Origin of the sequence: Nonlabens xiamenensis, assembly GCF_003865345.1 — a bacterium.
In the GTDB taxonomy this organism is placed as follows: domain Bacteria; phylum Bacteroidota; class Bacteroidia; order Flavobacteriales; family Flavobacteriaceae; genus Nonlabens; species Nonlabens xiamenensis.
In genome coordinates, this window is sequence record NZ_RMVE01000004.1 from 240,503 (window position 1) to 258,595 (window position 18,093).

The following is an 18,093-nucleotide window of genomic DNA, read 5'->3' on the forward strand; positions in this document are numbered from 1 at the left end:
TATGACCTCAACGTTGAATTTTAAAGGGATAACGACTGGCCTACTGTTGGCCTTAAGTTTTCTGACCTCTCAGGCCCAAGACCAAAAACAGCCTAACGTCGTATTTATCCTGGCAGACGACTTGGGGTGGAGTGATGTTACCTTGTACGGAAAAACAAGTTTTTACGAAACTCCGAACCTGGAACGACTTGCTGCTCGAGGTATCACCTATACCAAAGCCTATGCTGCAAGTCCATTGTGCTCTCCCACACGTGCAAGTATCTTAACTGGACAAACCCCAGCTCGAACCGGTATTACAGCTCCTACAGCTCACTTGGGAAAGGTTAAATTGAAGCCTACCTTGCAACCCAATCCAGGACCTGCAAATAAATCTGTAGTCCTTGAATCAGTTACCAGACTAAACAACCAACTTCCTACGCTGGTCAAGCAATTTAAAAAAGCGGGTTATGCCACTGGACATTTTGGAAAATGGCACTTGGGAACAGCACCTTATTCGCCATTAGAACATGGGTTTGACGTAGATATCCCCCATTTTAATGGTCCAGGTCCCGCTGGTAGCTTTGTGGCGCCGTGGAAATACCAAAACTTTAAGGCCAAGACCAAAAATGAACATATAGAAGACAGAATGGGTGACGAGGCGGTTGCATGGTTGCGCAGCCTGGAACCTTCACAGCCATTCTTTTTGAACTACTGGCAGTTTTCTGTGCACGCGCCATTTGATGCTAAAAAGTCACTAAAAGCTAAGTACAGGGGTAAAGTCGATATGACCGATGCCCAACATTCTATTACCTATGCAGCCATGGTACAGTCCATGGATGAGGCGGTAGGAAAATTACTTGATGAACTGGACCGACTCGGGCGCACTGAAAACACCATTATCGTTTTTACCAGTGACAACGGTGGCAATATGTATAATGGTGTACCTGATCGCCTGGCCAATGGCGATCAATACCTGGCTCCACCCACAAGTAATCGACCCTTGAGAGGAGGAAAAGCTACCATATATGAGGGAGGAATTAGAGTGCCCACGGTGATCTCCTATCCAGGTATGACCACGCCAGGAACCACAAATGAATCACTGATCCAATCAACAGACTTTTATCCTACCCTACTTCAACTGGCTGGTTTGGAGCTACCCAATAACCACCCGATCGACGGAATCGATATCACACAAACGCTCAGGGGTGAGTCTTTGGATCGAGAAGGTATCATCACTTATTTCCCACATCAACCTGGGGTGCCCGACTGGTTGCCTACCTCTGTGGCGATTCACAAAGACAACTGGAAGTTGATCCGCCTGTTCCACCAAGGTCCCAATTTTGAACATGAATATCTATTGTATCAATTGGAATGGGACATCAGCGAACACAATAACTTGGCTTCAGTTTATCCGGAAAAGGTAAAAGAATTGGACGCTTTGATCCAGAAGTATCTCGATGCCAGCCATGCAGTCGTTCCTGTTCCTAACCCCAATTTTAATCCAGAAAAATACAAACCTGAAAATATTGGAAAACAAAAAGGCGGTCTGCGGGGCAAGAAAATAGAGATCAATTGACCTCTTCCAATCATTGAAATGGCTTCTCATAGATTCGCTTTCGCGAAAGCGAATTCATGAACAAGTATTATACATTACTCTTTCACATCAATTTATTCAGAGGCTACCATTAAATCTTGGAAGGCTTTGTTACGCACTTCTTTTTCAGGATTATAATCTGGATTGAGCGACGGCCAATAGCGTTGGTCCACCTCATCTTTCAGCCAACGTTTTAAATCCTCAAAGAGTGATTGGGCAAGTTCCTGCTCGGACTCATATAGGTCGTTTTGCTCGTATGGGTCTGATTCAATGTTGTACAAATGCAATCTTCCATACCAATCAAAAATCAGCTTATGCTCTCCTTTGCGAATGGCTGAATGCGGTGTAAGTGCATGACCATCATACGGACTCTTGTAAATAACATTAAAGGGATAATGCCAGTAGTGGGTGTCTTTTTGGTATGAATTATTAGCATTATTGACATCGTAAAGCAGTCCCGCTAGACTTTCTCCATCCAAATCATATTTGGAAACCGTCATTTCAGCGTCTTGTCCTGCGATATCTAAAAAGGTGGGAAATATGTCCGTACAGTCCACAGGAGTATCGACCCACTGATTTGGGGTCAGTGTACCTTTCCACCTAAACACAAGAGGAACCCTAATTCCTCCCTCAGTGAGACAAGCCTTGCCGCCCAAAAAAGGATGATTTTCCGTACCATGACCATCGGGTGTGATCTCTGCGTCTATCCCGCCGTTGTCTGACATAAAAACTACCAAGGTATTTTCTTCCAGACCTGTTTGTTTTAATTTGTCCAGAATTTGACCAACTGAACGATCCATGCTTTTGATCATGGACGCGTAGACTGGATCATCTTGACCATTATAACCTTTGGTCTTTTTGGAATTGAAATAAGATACTTCCTCTTCTTTACCTTGATAAGGTGCATGAACGGCAAAATGAGAAAAATACAATAGAAAGGGCTGCTTGGTGCTATCAGCCGCCCGTTGATCAATGTAGGACAAAGCCTGATTGGTAAGATCATCGGTCAAATAATTGGCACCAGTAGGTTGTCCAGAATCTCCAATCTCCCATTCTTCTTGAGGCATTTTTGGAAATCGGGCTTTAGACTTTTGATCCCAACCGGCACGCCAGTTATAATAGGCCGAACCGCCTCCGTCAAAATACGCCAAGGTCTCAAACCCATTATCGCTGGGTTGAAAGCCTTCGGCTCCAAAACCGCCTACATGCCATTTACCAATAAAAGCAGACTGATAATCAGGCAGAGCCTCGGCAAAGGTGAGTTCATCAAGATCGGTTTGAGCGTGAACTCCAGTCGGAATTCCAGCATTAGAAATACCATTGATATGGGGTTGCTCGATCTTAATATCATCTTTGTGTTCTAGAACATCATGAATATAATAACCTTCTGGCACTGCTAGATTTTGATTGTAATACGTGTCTCTATGCGGCATGGCTGTAGTAAAACCTAATCTTGCAGCATACTTACCTGTAAGAATACTTGCCCTTGTCGGAGAGCATAATTGGGTCGCATACGCCTGGGAAAAAGAAATCCCTTCCTTCATCAGTTGGTTGATGTGAGGAGTCTCATAAAAAGTACTGTCAGTTGAAACCCCCGTAAAATGAGCGGCATAGCCTTGGGTGTCCATAATACCATAGTCATCTGCCAGAATAAAAATGATATTGGGTTTTTGAGGCTCTACCGTCATTTTCGGTCGCTGGCCGCAAGAGCAACAAATCATCGTTAATAACAGGTAGCAAAAAATCTTATACATCATTGTAAAGTTATAGTAGGTCCAGTTTGTAATGATAAAAGAAAAAAAGTAAGAGGGCATCCTGTACGTTTTGGGTCACTAATGGTTTTTAGTTTCAGGATACCTCCACTTTGATCAATATGGATTGGTAGGCCTTTCAAATGTGGTCTGATGTATAGATCATTTTTTGAAGGGGACGCTTTCGCGAAAGCGCAAGAAAAACAAGTCTACTTATGTTGTAGTAATCAGAAGATCAAATGCTGATGATAATTGTAATAGTAAGATATGGTGATCCAATTGTTAATTCCGTGCCTATTATCAGCATGTTAACGCATTGGCGACGGGAATCTCTAGATATTGCTGTAAAATCATACCCATGGACTTTCTAGAAATCGTTTATCTCATCGGCACAATCATGGCCATATTTGCCATTATCATCGTTATCACGCGAATATTTGGGCTGCGTACTTTTGCCAAGATGTCAAGTTTTGACTTTGCTTCTACGATTGCGGTTGGATCGGTATTGGCCAGTATTTGCTTGAACAAGGATCAATCCATACTCAAAGGGGCCATCACGCTATTTGCCATCATCGCTTTTCAAACGCTGTTCTCTTTATTGGTCAGAAAAATGGATTGGTTTAAAAAGCTATTTACCAATGATCCGCAACTATTAATGATCGATGGAAAAATACTCTACGATAACCTCAAAAGATGTAATGTGGGGGAAGGTGATCTGATCGCTAAACTACGCGAGGCTAATGTGCATGATTACAATGAGGTAAGAGCTGCTGTATTGGAATCCACTGGAGATGTTTCCATCTTGCACAATAAGGACAATAAGCAATTACATCAGGATTTGCTTTCAGGTGTGGATATGTCTCACCAACATCTGCATCAATAAACCAGCTAGGTATATGACTGAATCTATGTCGGCGAATGATCTGCCCTGAACCTGTTTATCTGAAATAAGAAAAATAAGTTCAAGCTGCGACCGTCAGAAAGCTCACTAATTTTAGGCTGAGCATACCATGCTTTTTCAATTTCTATCACACAGGACAGACTTATTAAATTCGATTCTTTGTTCTAGGGTATCACATCTCCATGAACATCAATCTGTACTAGATCTCCCTTATAGATTACAGTTGTGCTGCCCTCATGGAAACCTTTCAGTGTTTCCTGGCCTTCAGGGAGGTCAAATTTAAATTTGATCACGGTATCACCAGCAGCGTCAATGAATCCCCATTTACCGCGTCTCTTGGCTGGGATTAAATTATTGACGAGATCACTTCGGGTAATTGATCCAAAGGCATCAAATTTTGCTGGAACCACGACATTGTACAAGACGTTGATGATGCCATATAAACCTTCCTGTGTTTTGAAAACGGCAACTTTAGATCCGGTTATCGGTCTCCACTCCACAATTTTATCCTTGTCCTTTTGGCGTGATCCAGGTACGTAATAGAGTGGCTCATCATTTTGATTAAGCAAGGTTTTAAAGGCATTGAGTGAATCATTTCTTATGTATACCCCATCACTGAGGTAGCGCAGGGCGACAGACCTGTCTTGATCAAATTCATAATTGACGTATCCTTTGATTTTCTTTTGTTCAATAGTGGTTAATTTCTTGTCCAATCGATGCGTGATACTGTATAGATCTCCTTTGCTCAAACCGTTGTTGGAATTGTAACTATCTGGCCAAGTATGATAAGTGATGAGGCGATTGATATCGCTGTATGACACCGCACTGTCGATGACATGTTGCGTGTAGGCAATTTGTTCTTCTGCGGTATTGATGATATAATTTTGTTTACCCGATTTAGTGGCTATTTGTAGGGAATCACTTAACGCTGATCGTACAGGTAGAACCACCTGAAAGCTTCTGAACTTTTCTTGTTCAATTCGCCTTTTTTCCATGTGATCAAAGATCTTTTTTATCTCTTCATCTACATTCTCTGGGCGGAATTCTTCCAATTCTTTATTCCAAAATCTGATACCGGTGTATTGTTCTCCATCATCATATAATTTATAGTAATAAGGGGCTTCAGGATTGTTTTTAAAAAATTCCTTCATTTGCATATAGAAGTGAATTTCCTTCGGCAAATATCTTGCGAGGTCATCTGCAAGTCCTTGAGAAATTGACGGGCCACCTGTGTAAATAAAAGCTCTTTTGTGATATCCATGACATCTATCGCAAGATTCGCCCGTATTGACATGCTTTTCTACTACTCCGCTGGCATCACAGACCGTACATAATTTTTTTCCATCATTGGGATGTTTGGTCTGGCCTTGTGCTATGAATACTCCAACCCTGTAAAAAGTAGCGCCTTCGCAACTTGAACACAGTTCTACCCGGTGTTCGTGAATTTTCCCATTCTTACAATTGGGGTTTGGGCAATCGCCGTATCTATAGTGTTTGAAAGCTTCTTCCAGTACTAGTGCATTGGCAGTATCGCTAATGATTTCCTCAAAGCTCGTCATGCGCTGTTTTTTCAGTTCCGCTAATTCTTCTTTTTTTGCGTTAAACTCCCGTTTCCAATCAGCAACAATGGCTTTTGACCTCCTGCTATGATCCTTTATAATGGCCTCACCACTACGATCTCTTTGTTTGGGCATAAAAAGAGAGGCTAGATCATCTATCGCAGCATTGGCAGCTCTCAAGCGTTCCTGACCTTGTCGATCTCTTTCTCTTATTTGGTTCAGTTGACTACTCCGACTGTAGGTAGTCTGGCTCATCTGCTTATCGTAAATGAGCGCCTCGTTGGATTGTTGAATTGATTTTTGTATATCTCTATAGGCCTGTGTATTAGTCCTTCCATCTCTTCTCATTTGCGCTGCGATTTCTTCCAGTTCGCCTTTAGATTTCTTAAGACTTGCTATCGTTGCAGCGCCAGTGTCATCAGAATTTGAATATCCAATTTGAGCGACGTTCTTTTTTTTGTTCAAACGATCTAATTGTTCTTGGGCAAATTGCTGTTTCTTCCTATACAAATCAATATCCCTTTGAAGTGCTTCACATTCTGCGTCAGGACCTATTTTAACCAGTCCATATTCAGTGATCAATCTTTTTTTCAGCGACCTGATTTCGCTACAGTCAATGTCTAGCCCAAAGGAGGTCAACTTGTATTCCGCTTTTTTAAAAGCGTTCAAATAATTGGTATAATAGGTTAGGTCATCATCATCCCCTCTTTGAAATATTGTTTCATTATAGGCATCTGCCCTTCGATCGGTAAATGCTTTTACCTTCCGCGCCAATTGAGCTTGAAGAGTATTCCCAGCGGCGCTTTTTTTTTGTTGCTCACATACACATTCCAGATAACCCTGTAAAATTCCACTATCCCCAGCGGCTGCAGCTTCACATTCATTGACGTGAGGAATGACAGGCATATTGAATTTTTCTGCACAATTGACAGGGCCTTGGGCGTACAATGCATTGCTACAAACAATTAAAATGAAGATAAATAGGTTTTTCATGGATTGGTATTTTCGGTAAATATTGCTGTGTTTGTTAAAAAATTGGTTGAGCCTAAAATTGGACCAAAACAATAGTAGCTCATGGTCGATCATCGCATGACATCAAGCGGATGTTTATCAGATCAATGACTTTGCTCAATAACAAATCTGGTACAAATCTTTTTATTCACAAATTGTAAGAATGGTAAAGGTGCTTACTTTGTCACCAATTACACGAAATATGTCACGAATGAACACCGTCCAAATCAGCTTTAAGGTTGGAATCGTGTGAAGTGATCTTGTAAGGCCTCTTTATAAGATTTAGAAACAGGAATCCAGCTACCGTCTGAAAGTTGCAGCTGACTCGTATTGACATAAGAGACATGCTGACTATTCACAATATAGGATCTATGTGTTCTGACAAAAGTATCTGGTAAGATTTCCAAGGCCTTTTTAAAAGTGAGCCGCTCGGTCAGCTTTTTATGATCGGCCAAATAAAATTCCTGGTAATGACCATCTGATTTTAAGTACATGATATTCGAACTTTCCATGATATGCCCACTAGGTAATACTACTCTTTCTGAGGCAATCGTCCGATGTCCTTCAATCAATTGCTGTAATACGGCAATCTCAGACTTGGCCGATCTATTTTTCCTGATAAAATGAATGACTGCCAGCAGAAGTAGGCACATCACCACAGCTCCTAGGATGAGATAACGCTGTTTGGATTGGGACTGCTCTTCAAGCTTGTCAATTACATTATTGGATAACTTTACCTGAGACGCTATGTAATCCTTATTGTTGGGCACCGCTACCAAGGCCTTCTCTGGGATAGCAGCACTTGCGGCTTTAGCTTTGGCCCTGAATTCCTGGGCGAGATCGGTATTCCCCATCCGATTATGTGCTCTGGCCATGATACTATAAAAACTGGCGTGGTATCTTTCTGACCTGGGATCCTGAGCCAACTCCAAAGCGGACTCGGCATGTAGAATAGATTGTTGCGGCTGTTGCAACTGCAAGTAATTTTCAGCCAAATATCTGTGGGTCTCCATCAATAATCTGGAATCGTTCAGCCTTGTAGCACCGTCAAATGCCTCAAGGAATAATGTGAGCGCGCCTTGATAATCTTCTTCATCAAAAAAAGTAGCCCCCTGAGAATTGATTTGCCTCACCACCATTTGAGGTCGTTGATTGGCTTGATGCCATTTCTCTAGTTTTTTATAATAAACTCTAGCGCTGTCATAATACTTAGTGAACCTATGATTGTGCGCGAGAGGGGCATAGACCTTATAATTAAGTTCAGGTTGTTCCAATTGCTTGGCAATAGTCAGGGCTTTATAGATATCTTCGTTACTTTTAGCATACTTCCCCTTGCGACTCCAGGCGCTCCCTAAAGATCTATAAGCTATGAATTCTGTAGATAAATCTTGTTTCGCTTTCGCGAAAGCGAGCAACTGGTTTCCATATATAATTACACTGTCTTGCTGGTTTCTGTGGTTTTTGATCTTTTGGGTGTAATAAGCTACACTATCCACCTGATCAGATTGAAATTGGCACAATGCCATGATCGGCAGGCAGTACATCAGTAAAGGTGCAAGATTTTTGAACGAAAAAAAGGGGGTAAACAAACGCATATCCTAGCTGATAAAGATATTTATTGGCTGACAAATCTGAGCACTGTCAGCCAGTAAATTACATGTTCTTGTAGGAATTTATTCCTAATAACCTATTGATGTAAGCCCATACCCTTGACCAACTATGCTCTGGAAAAGCTAATCTTTGAAATATTCTTTACAAGATTAAAATTAGTTTTTTCCGATAAAAGATTCATTTTATGGCTCAAAGGCACAAAACCTATTATCTTACTTCAGCTGTCTGGAGCAAAAAATTCTTCCAATAAAGGTGAATTTGACACCGGATAGACCAGTTGTTAAGTCTAGTATATAAGAAAATAGTAGCCCGGCCTAGTGAACGTCACTATGTTTGTTTTTAAATACTCAGCTTAAGGAAGCCCCCTACAAGATCGTTTACCTAGTGGTCAAAACTCAATTGCTCTCGCCAGGACTTCAACTTCTTTTCATTAAAACATTCCAATATGGCATCTACCCCATACACCGAACCTTTTGCCAGGCGTCCAAAACTGTAGAGTCCTTCTATGCGACGCCCATGAACAAGGTGCGTGGCATCTTGGTCTACCTGAAAGCCTAACTTTTCATGAACTTGCTGCGCAAAACCGTCTTTCAACAAATTTTTGATCAGTGGTGACTTAACCTCAGTAACATCAGGTGCAGGTATGATGGCATCTACCATGGCATTTGCTGTATGTGAGCTGCCGTTTTGGGATAGTTTAAACCCATCTTTCTTCAGATCTATGTTGGGATCATTCACCACATCCAAATGAAGGATTTGTGCTTGGTGTAAAGCCAACAGCTGGAGCATGCTTTCTACTGGTGGGCCATAGCTGTAACGTTTGGTCTGCTCATCAATTTTTATAAAATCAGCCATCAAACTTGGTGCTGTTTTATGGCTAAAAACCATATACAAGTCAGGTTGCAATTGACGCCATATCTGTCCTGCCACATAATCTAGACTTGGAGGCGCGGTTCCCATGGCCATAGCACAAGTTGTTTCAATATAATCCGTAATAGGTAAACTAGTATCCAATATCAAATCATGTGATGTGGATGGATCCATCAACCATTCTGTCAATAGATCGACCATTAATTCATGGTCAAGTCTTGAATTTCCATGCGCCAGATCAAGTCGCGAGTATATCTTAATCATTTCGTGAGCAATAGCGCGTACCAATTGCTTCACTGTCGTACCTTCATCATCTCTCAGCCTTTCTAGTTGTTCCATTAACACTTGTTTGCGATCGGTCAACATCTCATAGGCTACATCCATAGGATGACCAAATGGCTTGGGAACCGTGGGAAGTCCGTCCAGTGAGAACGGAATCAGTATAGGGTGCTCCTCCCTGGCCTTATATTTCAGATGATATGATCCCTTAATAAGCTCAAAGTCGCCATCGTAATGCGCTATCACCATACGCACAACATCAATCATGGAAAGGCCCAAGCCTTTGATGGAAATCGCTTTCGCGAAAGCGTAAAACGCTAAAGCTTCTTGGGAATAACAATGCGCGCTAAAATGGAGATCCTGCTCTTGCGCATGTTTTTTAAATTTTTGATTTTGCGAACTCATAGCAGTGGGCAGGTGACCTAAGGCAAGTACTACCTTTATGGCTTGATAGGATTTCTGTGCCGTCTCTAATGTAAAAACCTGATTTTTTTTGCTGAGCGCCACTGCCTCTTGATTGACGATATCAACGCAACCATAGGTCTCGAGTCGTTCCAACAATGAATGGGTGCGCTGGTTGAGATAAGTCCCCATGACCTTGCGCCGGTGGTACGTATCTTTGATATCGCTTACATGATGATCCATCACCTCTTCTAACCATTTGAGGTAACTGGGGAATTCTGGAATATCCATCTGCGCAATATGCATGGCGGGTCTTGCGGGAAAAGTGTCCAACGCCCGGTCTGCAATATTGATCCAATTGGCATCTGGCTGTTTGACACTCCAGGCCTTACCTACTCCCAATTCGTCATTGGGTTCAAAGATCAGTGTTTTAGGTAGTTCTTGGTGGTTGCTTTGCGCAGCAACAAGGTAAAATTGCTCCAAGGCAAAAAGACCACGCGGCCCGAAACCAACGATGGCCAGCTGATAGGTATCATTCATGTTGTAAAGTACGTTCTTTCCGCTCCATTTGCGTTGAAATTTTTGCTAAGGCTATGGTAAACTTTTGGGAAGTTGCGCATTCCAATTATGGCAGGTCAACTGGTCAAGTGGCTCTATTTCTTCTAACATCTATCCGGATGTAATTATGTTCTCTTTTTGAATGTGATCGCTCAACTGTTCGCGACAAAGCCTAACTTTTTACCAGCGCCGAGAAAAGGAGTCCGCCTGTTTAAACATCAGATATCATTCGTCCTTTTCTACAGAAAATTCAATCTCAAATTGATCGATGATTTCTTGGACGCATTTTTCTGAAGCTGTAAAGTAGGTTTGGTCTTGGTAGGCGGTATATTTCTCTCGGTACGGTCCAAAAGCTTCGTCTTCATATATACTAGGTACTTGCGGGTGCACGTAATACTGCCGGCAAACGGCGCGGGTATTTCCTAGGGCTTCGGCAGCGGCATCATAGCCTTTAAGCAGATTCTTTTCCCGTTCCTTTTTGGTGTTGGGCTCATCAAGTTCGACCATTTTTTTGAAAAATTCGCGGGTTGCACCCCAAGTTCTAAAATCCTTGGCGCTGAATATTTCACCTGCAATCTCATGCATGTATTGGTTGATCATCCCGCTGTCAATGGAATGGTGCTTCCCATCATTGTCATAATACTGGAACAATTCCCAACCTGGAATTTCCTCGCATTGATGGATCAGGTTCACCAGCTCTGGCTCCTCTATAGCTGTACTTTGTTCCACCCCTTTTTTTCCCTTAAAATTAAAACGTACTCCATCTGCTGTGTCCTCCACGTGACGGGTACGCATGGTGGACAACCCGTAAGTTTTGTTCCGATCCGCATAGTACTGGTTCCCTACCCTTATGTAAGTTTCATCCATAATGCTCAGTACCAAGGCCAGACATTTGGACAAAGGCATACCCTCTTGTTTGAGGTCTTCATCTAATCTCTTTCTGATCTTGGGTAATGCTTTCGCGAAAGCGGACATCTTAAAGAATTTAGTTTGATTGCGTAGAAGGGACCAAATATCATGATACAGATATACCTTTCTGTTTTTATCATCTCTTCCCACCACCTGTAAATGACCATTAGGCACCTCGCTGATACGTACATCCTGCCAGGCTGGTGGTATGACCAGAGCTTTGATACGTTTGAGTTGACTGCGGTCTTTGAGTCGTTCTTTATTGTCAATCAGATAAGTATATCCGCGCCCGTATTTCTTGCGGTGAATGGAAAGGTGTTGATCCTGGATATAGACCAAATCAGCCATTTGCGCGGCCATTTCTGGTTGAGTGAGGCACTCTTTAATTTGCTCGGCGGTAAGGGTCATAATTTTAAAAGTAGTTTGGTTGTTCCACCGGCCCACTTAAAAAAAATAAAATTGTGAATAATTTAGGCCAGCCACCAGACCGGATATTGGGCGTCAATAAATCCAAAAACCCGGATTTAAAAAGCTATCTTTGCGTGCAATAAAATTCTATTGCATGATTTCCCACGATTCCAAGTTTATAGGAGAAGGTCTTACCTACGACGACGTCTTACTCGTACCTTCCTACAGCGAGGTACTTCCTAGAGAAGTGAGTATCAAGACCAGGTTTACCAGAAACATAACACTCAACGCTCCGGTAATTTCGGCTGCGATGGACACTGTAACCGAAAGTCGCATGGCCATCGCCATGGCCCAAGAAGGCGGAATCGGAATCCTACACAAAAACATGAGCATTGAGGCGCAAGCCCAAAAGGTACGTCGAGTAAAACGTGCAGAAAGCGGAATGATCATCGATCCGGTTACCTTGACGGTAAACGCTACAATTGGAGATGCCAAAGCCAGTATGCGCGAGCACGGAATAGGTGGTATTCCTATTACTGATGCAGATGGGTTTATCAAAGGAATTGTAACCAATCGGGATCTGAGATTTGAAAAAGATGACACTAGATCTGTGACTGAGGTGATGACCTCAGAAAATTTGGTAACTGCTAAGGCAGGTACATCGCTCCAGGATGCCGAGTTGATTCTACAGGAACACAAAATAGAAAAACTATTGGTGGTAGATGATGACAACAAACTCATCGGACTCATTACCTTTAGAGACATCACAAAATTAACTCTACAACCCAATGCCAACAAGGACACCTACGGCAGGCTGCGTGTAGCCGCCGCGATCGGTGTTACCGGTGATGCCGTAGAACGCGCCGGCGCATTGGTGGAAGCCGGAGTAGATGCAGTAGTCATCGATACTGCCCATGGTCATACCAAAGGCGTGGTCGATGTGTTAAAAGAAGTCAAAAAAAACTATCCGGATCTAGAAGTGGTGGTAGGAAATGTAGCTACTGCCGAAGCGGCCAAATACCTGGCAGATGCCGGCGCCGATGCCGTAAAGGTAGGAATTGGACCTGGCTCCATTTGTACGACACGGGTTGTAGCCGGGGTTGGTTTTCCCCAACTCAGCGCTATCATGGAAGCCTCTCATGCTTTAAAAGGGACGGGTGTACCAGTTATTGCCGATGGAGGTATACGCTATACAGGTGATATCCCAAAAGCCATTGCCGCAGGTGCCGACTGTGTGATGCTGGGGTCCATGCTGGCTGGAACTACAGAATCTCCGGGAGAAACCATTATTTACGACGGTAGGAAATTCAAGTCCTATCGAGGCATGGGATCGGTAGAAGCAATGCAACACGGATCCAAGGATCGTTATTTCCAGGATGTAGAAGACGATATTAAAAAGCTTGTACCAGAAGGTATTGTTGGACGTGTGCCCTACAAAGGTGACTTGGTTGAAAGTATGACCCAATTCCTAGGCGGTTTACGCGCAGGTATGGGGTATTGTGGCGCCAAGGATATTGAAACTTTAAAAGAAAACGGTAAATTTGTTAAAATTACGAATGCGGGAATGATGGAAAGTCATCCTCACGATGTGACCATTACCAAAGAAGCACCCAATTATAGCAGATAGGATGAAGATTATATGCATAGGACGTAATTATGCCAAGCATATAGAAGAGCTACAAAATGAGCGCCCTACAGAGCCAGTAGTTTTTCTAAAGCCTGACACGTCCATTTTATTGCATAAACAACCTTTCTTTATTCCGCCATGGACCAATGATGTGCACCATGAAGTGGAAGTGGTCGTCAAGATCAACCGTATCGGCAAGCACATCGATAGTAAGTTTTCCCATAAGTATTATGACGAGATCGGTCTTGGGATCGATTTCACCGCGAGGGATATCCAGGCACAGTGCAAGGAAAAGGGATTGCCTTGGGAAAAGGCAAAGGCCTTTGACGGCGCCGCAGTGGTATCCAGGAGTTTTATTTCAAAGAGCGATCTACCTGAACTGGACGCCCTAGATTTCCAATTGTTTAAAAACGATGTGTTGCAACAAGATGGCAACACCTCTCATATGCTTTGGAAAATTGATGATATTATTTCCTATGTCTCGCAATTTTTCACGCTCAAAATAGGTGACCTTATTTACACGGGCACGCCGGCTGGTGTATCAAAGGTGAATGACGGTGATGTACTCCGTGGAGTATTAAACGGTCAAAATATGTTTGAGATAAAAATAAAATGAAAAAAGTTACTTACAATTTAAGTAAGCTTAACGAGATTTCCGATAACGATCCAGACTTCCTACGGGCCATGGTTACCATGTTTCTGACCGAAGTCCCCAAAGACTTGGAACACCTCGCCATAGCTGTGGTTGAAAACGACCATGTGAACGTACACCGATATGCCCACAAGATGAAACCTTCTTTGGAAATGTTTGGGCTGCGAAGCCACAATGAAATATTGATATTGGAAGACTGGGGGAAAAACAAAAACACAACGAAGGACATCAAAAACGAATTTATGGTACTGCACCAGGAGTTGGAAAATATACTCATACAGTTGAAAAGGGATTTTTAAATGAAGGCAAGCCTGATTACCATTGGCGATGAAATTCTCATCGGCCAGATCGTGGATACCAATTCGGCCTGGATGGCCCAAGAACTTAACAAGATCGGTGTCGAAGTTTTTGAGATCCTGACCATTAGTGATGATCGGAAGCACTTGTTGTCTGCTTTCGCGAAAGCGGAATCCCAATCAGATTTGGTATTGATCACCGGCGGCCTGGGACCCACTAAGGACGATATTACCAAAAGTACGCTGTGTGAATACCTGGACGACCATCTGGTCATGGATGAGCAGGTTCTTGAACACATAAGCCAACTCTTTGCCCAGTACATCAAAGATCCTATGGTGGACATGAACCGTGCCCAAGCCATGGTGCCCTCCAAAGCCCAGGTCTTACCTAACCAATACGGGACGGCACCAGGCATGTGGATGGAAAACAACGGCTGCATACTTGTAGCTATGCCAGGGGTTCCCTTTGAAATGAAGGAATTGATGCGCAGTCAGGTGTTGCCCAGACTAGAGGCCTTACCCGATCGTCCTTTTATCCACCACCGCACTATTCTTACCGCTGGAAAGGGAGAAAGCACTATTGCAACTGTTTTGGCCAATTGGGAGAACGCCTTGCCACCACATATCAAACTAGCCTATCTGCCCAGTCTGGGCATGGTGCGCTTGCGATTGTCCAGCGTGGGCGCCGATAAAGACAAAATTCTTCAAAGCGTAGACGAGGAGATCAAAAAAATGACTGAATTAATCTCCGATATTGTGGTAGGCGAAAGCAATGAAGAATCACTGATTGATCAAGTAAGCCGTTTGTTTAAGGATCAAGGCAAAACACTGGCGACCGCTGAAAGCTGTACCGGAGGAAAAATAGCCAACATTATCACTGAGATACCCGGAGCCTCCAAATTCTTTAAAGGTAGTACAGTGACTTATGCGACTGCTTCCAAAGTGGAAATTTTGGGACTGGACAGCCAACTCATCGATCAACATTCAGTGGTAAGTGCCGAAGTAGCCAGCGCCATGGCCCAGGCAGCCAAAGAAAAATTCAAATCGGATTATGCGGTGGCAACTACCGGCAATGCGGGCCCAGACAAGGGTGACAGCGATGCACCAGTAGGAACCGTGTATATAGGTATTGCTACACCTGACGAAGTTTACGCACTACATTTTACCATGGGTAACCACAGGGAACGGGTGGTTCAAAAAACAGTAAACAAGTCCCTTGAACTGCTCCAAAAAGAATTATTAAAAAAGGTAGGGATTTAGGCTTGTGGGTTTGAATTAATTATCGTTATTTTGCATTCCGATTTTAAATACAAGATAATCATGTCTCGAGTTTGTGAACTTACTGGAAAAAGAGCGATGACGGGAAACAACGTTTCGCACGCGATGAACAAGACCAAACGTAAATTCAACGTCAATCTTTTCAAGAAGAAGTTCTATCTTCCAGAGGAGGATAAGTGGATTACACTTAAGGTATCTGCAAGAGCGATAAAAAATATCAACAAGAAGGGAATTACCCAAGTCGTTAAGGAAGCCCGTGCAAACGGAATTCTAACCAAGTAATTCTATTAAAGCTTATATAAGATGGCAAAGAGTAAAGGGAATAGAATACAAGTAATTCTTCAATGTACGGAGCACAAAGAATCTGGTCAACCAGGTATGTCCCGTTACATCACGACCAAGAACAAAAAGAACACGCCAGATCGTTTGGAGTTGAAAAAATTCAACCCGATCCTTAAGCGTATGACGGTTCATAAAGAAATTAAATAAGTAAGACATGGCAAAGAAATCAATCGCAACCCTACAATCGGGATCAAAGAGATTAACGAAGGCAATCAAAATGGTCAAGTCTCCTAAAACTGGAGCTTACACTTTTGTAAGTGCCATCATGGCGCCAGAACTAGTAAACGATTTCTTGAATAAGAAATAAGTTAGGTTAACTAAAATGTCGAAAACACCGCTCTATTCAGTTAGAGCGGTGTTTTTGTTTTGGCATAATCTCACCCACTCGATCATGACTTAATGAAGCCAAATAAAAAAATTACTAGGCGATCATTCCTATAAGAATCCGTCTTTAGATTGTAAACCGATTAGACCGTGAAGTCATTGAAATATATTCTCATCAGTACTTTTTTTACTCTCTAACGGTCAAAGTTTAAGACACCCACCTTGTTACCTGGACTAACCGAGGTTAATGTTACACCTGCCCAATTTTAAGAATTGATTAAGTATTTAATAAACGATCTTTACGTTTACCCATAAACACTGATCATGAAAAAATCCTCTTACCTCCGATTAATAATGCTATTGATGCTGACTGTAGGAATTACCACAGCCTGCAGTGATGACGATGACAACGGGCAAAATAATATCGACCAACAAGAATTGACCCTGCGCATGCAACAAGGCGGATGGATCATTACTGAATACATTGATTCTGGCCAGGACGAAACCAATGATTTTAATGGCTTTACTTTTAGTTTTAATGTGGACGGGACTCTTGTCGCCAGCAGCACTGCGACCACCTATAATGGTACTTGGAGTGTTGAAGACGAGAGAGGTGACGACAACTCGCAAGGCGATTCTGATGTAGATTTTAATATCTTCTTCAACCTTACCAACGAATTCGAGGATCTAAATGATGACTGGGATGTAGTCTCTAGCTCGGATACACGCCTGGTGCTTATCGATGTTAGCGGTGGTAATGGTGATATAGATGAGCTTACTTTTGAACGCAATTGAACCTGGACTATCAAAAGATAAACCTTCACCCTCCGACTGTCCAGCACTGATCCTGTTTAAAATCACTGGCCTAACTAGATACTACTGATTTTGTATTAATTTGTCTGCAAAATCATCTGCATGGAACGTGAAGAATTCTTCTCTGTCAACAAAATTACCTGGAATAAAAAGGCCCGTGTTCATTTAGAAAGCAATTTCTATGATCAATCCGCTTTCGCGAAAGCGAAAAATTCCCTCAACTATTACGAACTTAATGCTTTGGGAGATGTGACTGGTCAAAACCTATTGCACCTCCAGTGCCATTTTGGACAGGATAGCTTGAGCTGGGCACATCGTGGAGCCAAAGTAACTGGAATCGATCTGTCTGATGAAGCCATTGCGATAGCTACTAAGCTGAGTCATGAGTTGGATATTCCCGCCAAATTTGTTTGCTGTAACGTACTGGATACCTCCCAATTCATATCAGAACAGTTTGACATCGTATTTACTAGTTATGGCGTCATCGGCTGGTTACCTGATTTAAAACCCTGGGCACAGATGATCGCTGAAAGACTTTGCCCAGGCGGTGTATTTTACATGGCAGAGTTCCATCCCATCGCATGGATGTATGATTACACCTCATCACCGCCGCAACTGAAATACCATTACAATCGGCATAAGACGATTTATGAAGAGTACACTGGAACTTATGCAGACCCAACATCACAAATTGTTTCCAAAGAATATACCTGGAATCATGGATTGTCCACTGTTATTCAAGCCTTAATAAATGTTGGTCTGAGCATTCAGCATGTTGAGGAACACGATGGTAGCCCTTATGATGTTTTTCCTGACATGACCAAACGAGACGATGGACTATACTATCTCAAAGATCCATACTACCCAACAATCTTTGAATTGAGCGCTGTGAAACCTCATTAGAGCCACTGATAGCCGACAAATCTAAA

Annotated in this window: 16 protein-coding genes; 11 read left to right on the forward strand and 5 right to left on the reverse strand. The window is 42.6% G+C overall.

Features of this window, described 5'->3' with window-relative positions:
- Nucleotide 1: 1 nt before the first annotated feature.
- The gene (locus EGM47_RS11860; RefSeq protein ID WP_124981037.1) at nucleotides 2–1,555 is read left to right on the forward strand and encodes a sulfatase; all 1,554 of its coding nucleotides are present in this window, start codon (nucleotides 2–4) and stop codon (nucleotides 1,553–1,555) included.
- Nucleotides 1,556–1,647: 92 nt separating this feature from the next.
- Here the strand turns inward: EGM47_RS11860 and EGM47_RS11865 are convergent, their stop codons facing one another.
- Nucleotides 1,648–3,387 carry a sulfatase gene (locus EGM47_RS11865; RefSeq protein ID WP_206052169.1) on the reverse strand — a complete coding sequence of 580 codons (1,740 nt, stop codon included), beginning with the start codon at nucleotides 3,385–3,387 and terminating at the stop codon, nucleotides 1,648–1,650.
- A 295-nt stretch (nucleotides 3,388–3,682) separates the two neighbouring features.
- Between EGM47_RS11865 and EGM47_RS11870 the strand changes: the two genes are divergently transcribed.
- Nucleotides 3,683–4,207: a DUF421 domain-containing protein gene (locus EGM47_RS11870; RefSeq protein WP_124981038.1), complete on the forward strand. Its 525-nt coding sequence runs from the start codon at nucleotides 3,683–3,685 to the stop codon at nucleotides 4,205–4,207.
- A 182-nt stretch (nucleotides 4,208–4,389) separates the two neighbouring features.
- Here the strand turns inward: EGM47_RS11870 and EGM47_RS11875 are convergent, their stop codons facing one another.
- The 4 genes from EGM47_RS11875 to EGM47_RS11890 form a co-directional block, all read right to left on the reverse strand.
- Complete coding sequence (locus tag EGM47_RS11875; RefSeq protein ID WP_164510879.1) at nucleotides 4,390–6,777, reverse strand: WG repeat-containing protein; 2,388 nt, start codon at nucleotides 6,775–6,777, stop codon at nucleotides 4,390–4,392.
- Nucleotides 6,778–7,028: 251 nt separating this feature from the next.
- Nucleotides 7,029–8,390 (reverse strand): LytTR family transcriptional regulator, encoded by a 1,362-nt coding sequence (locus EGM47_RS11880; protein ID WP_124981040.1) that lies wholly within the window; start codon nucleotides 8,388–8,390, stop codon nucleotides 7,029–7,031.
- Nucleotides 8,391–8,787: 397 nt separating this feature from the next.
- Entirely contained in the window at nucleotides 8,788–10,497 is a 1,710-nt protein-coding gene (locus EGM47_RS11885) for an FAD/NAD(P)-binding protein (protein WP_124981041.1), read from the reverse strand.
- A gap of 243 nt (nucleotides 10,498–10,740) precedes the next feature.
- Nucleotides 10,741–11,832 (reverse strand): DNA topoisomerase IB, encoded by a 1,092-nt coding sequence (locus tag EGM47_RS11890; RefSeq protein WP_124981042.1) that lies wholly within the window; start codon nucleotides 11,830–11,832, stop codon nucleotides 10,741–10,743.
- A gap of 154 nt (nucleotides 11,833–11,986) precedes the next feature.
- Here EGM47_RS11890 and guaB point away from each other — a divergent pair, with 154 nt between their 5' ends.
- From guaB to EGM47_RS11935, 9 genes are all read left to right on the forward strand, one after another.
- Complete coding sequence (gene guaB / locus EGM47_RS11895) at nucleotides 11,987–13,459, forward strand: IMP dehydrogenase (RefSeq protein ID WP_124981043.1); 1,473 nt, start codon at nucleotides 11,987–11,989, stop codon at nucleotides 13,457–13,459.
- 1 nt (nucleotide 13,460) lies between these two features.
- The gene (locus tag EGM47_RS11900; protein WP_124981044.1) at nucleotides 13,461–14,075 is read left to right on the forward strand and encodes a fumarylacetoacetate hydrolase family protein; all 615 of its coding nucleotides are present in this window, start codon (nucleotides 13,461–13,463) and stop codon (nucleotides 14,073–14,075) included.
- Nucleotides 14,072–14,410, forward strand: a complete 339-nt coding sequence (locus EGM47_RS11905) for an Hpt domain-containing protein (protein ID WP_124981045.1) — start codon at nucleotides 14,072–14,074, stop codon at nucleotides 14,408–14,410. Before EGM47_RS11900 ends, EGM47_RS11905 begins: the two co-directional genes overlap by 4 nt.
- Nucleotides 14,411–15,667, forward strand: coding sequence for a competence/damage-inducible protein A (locus EGM47_RS11910; RefSeq protein WP_124981046.1), 1,257 nt, complete (start codon nucleotides 14,411–14,413; stop codon nucleotides 15,665–15,667). It abuts the gene before it with no gap.
- Nucleotides 15,668–15,727: 60 nt separating this feature from the next.
- Nucleotides 15,728–15,967, forward strand: a complete 240-nt coding sequence (gene rpmB, locus EGM47_RS11915; RefSeq protein ID WP_124981047.1) for a 50S ribosomal protein L28 — start codon at nucleotides 15,728–15,730, stop codon at nucleotides 15,965–15,967.
- A gap of 21 nt (nucleotides 15,968–15,988) precedes the next feature.
- Entirely contained in the window at nucleotides 15,989–16,174 is a 186-nt protein-coding gene (gene rpmG / locus EGM47_RS11920) for a 50S ribosomal protein L33 (protein ID WP_085765437.1), read from the forward strand.
- A gap of 7 nt (nucleotides 16,175–16,181) precedes the next feature.
- Nucleotides 16,182–16,334, forward strand: a complete 153-nt coding sequence (locus EGM47_RS11925; protein ID WP_085765438.1) for a DUF4295 domain-containing protein — start codon at nucleotides 16,182–16,184, stop codon at nucleotides 16,332–16,334.
- Between the two features lie 341 nt (nucleotides 16,335–16,675).
- Complete coding sequence (locus EGM47_RS11930; protein ID WP_240642437.1) at nucleotides 16,676–17,146, forward strand: hypothetical protein; 471 nt, start codon at nucleotides 16,676–16,678, stop codon at nucleotides 17,144–17,146.
- Nucleotides 17,147–17,266: 120 nt separating this feature from the next.
- Nucleotides 17,267–18,067 (forward strand): class I SAM-dependent methyltransferase, encoded by an 801-nt coding sequence (locus EGM47_RS11935; RefSeq protein ID WP_124981048.1) that lies wholly within the window; start codon nucleotides 17,267–17,269, stop codon nucleotides 18,065–18,067.
- Nucleotides 18,068–18,093 lie beyond the last annotated feature (26 nt).

Bases quoted from the DNA above. Each gene is read 5' to 3' on its own strand.
- EGM47_RS11890 (WP_124981042.1), bottom strand. From the start codon at position 11,832: ATGACCCTTACCGCCGAGCAAATTAAAGAGTGCCTCACTCAACCAGAA.
- EGM47_RS11885 (WP_124981041.1), bottom strand. From the start codon at position 10,497: ATGAATGATACCTATCAGCTGGCCATCGTTGGTTTCGGGCCGCGTGGT.
- rpmB (WP_124981047.1), top strand. From the start codon at position 15,728: ATGTCTCGAGTTTGTGAACTTACTGGAAAAAGAGCGATGACGGGAAAC.
- EGM47_RS11865 (WP_206052169.1), bottom strand. From the start codon at position 3,387: ATGCCCTCTTACTTTTTTTCTTTTATCATTACAAACTGGACCTACTAT.
- EGM47_RS11870 (WP_124981038.1), top strand. From the start codon at position 3,683: ATGGACTTTCTAGAAATCGTTTATCTCATCGGCACAATCATGGCCATA.
- guaB (WP_124981043.1), top strand. From the start codon at position 11,987: ATGATTTCCCACGATTCCAAGTTTATAGGAGAAGGTCTTACCTACGAC.
- EGM47_RS11900 (WP_124981044.1), top strand. From the start codon at position 13,461: ATGAAGATTATATGCATAGGACGTAATTATGCCAAGCATATAGAAGAG.
- EGM47_RS11935 (WP_124981048.1), top strand. From the start codon at position 17,267: ATGGAACGTGAAGAATTCTTCTCTGTCAACAAAATTACCTGGAATAAA.
- EGM47_RS11860 (WP_124981037.1), top strand. From the start codon at position 2: ATGACCTCAACGTTGAATTTTAAAGGGATAACGACTGGCCTACTGTTG.
- EGM47_RS11925 (WP_085765438.1), top strand. From the start codon at position 16,182: ATGGCAAAGAAATCAATCGCAACCCTACAATCGGGATCAAAGAGATTA.
- EGM47_RS11930 (WP_240642437.1), top strand. From the start codon at position 16,676: ATGAAAAAATCCTCTTACCTCCGATTAATAATGCTATTGATGCTGACT.
- rpmG (WP_085765437.1), top strand. From the start codon at position 15,989: ATGGCAAAGAGTAAAGGGAATAGAATACAAGTAATTCTTCAATGTACG.
- EGM47_RS11905 (WP_124981045.1), top strand. From the start codon at position 14,072: ATGAAAAAAGTTACTTACAATTTAAGTAAGCTTAACGAGATTTCCGAT.
- EGM47_RS11910 (WP_124981046.1), top strand. From the start codon at position 14,411: ATGAAGGCAAGCCTGATTACCATTGGCGATGAAATTCTCATCGGCCAG.
- EGM47_RS11880 (WP_124981040.1), bottom strand. From the start codon at position 8,390: ATGCGTTTGTTTACCCCCTTTTTTTCGTTCAAAAATCTTGCACCTTTA.
- EGM47_RS11875 (WP_164510879.1), bottom strand. From the start codon at position 6,777: ATGAAAAACCTATTTATCTTCATTTTAATTGTTTGTAGCAATGCATTG.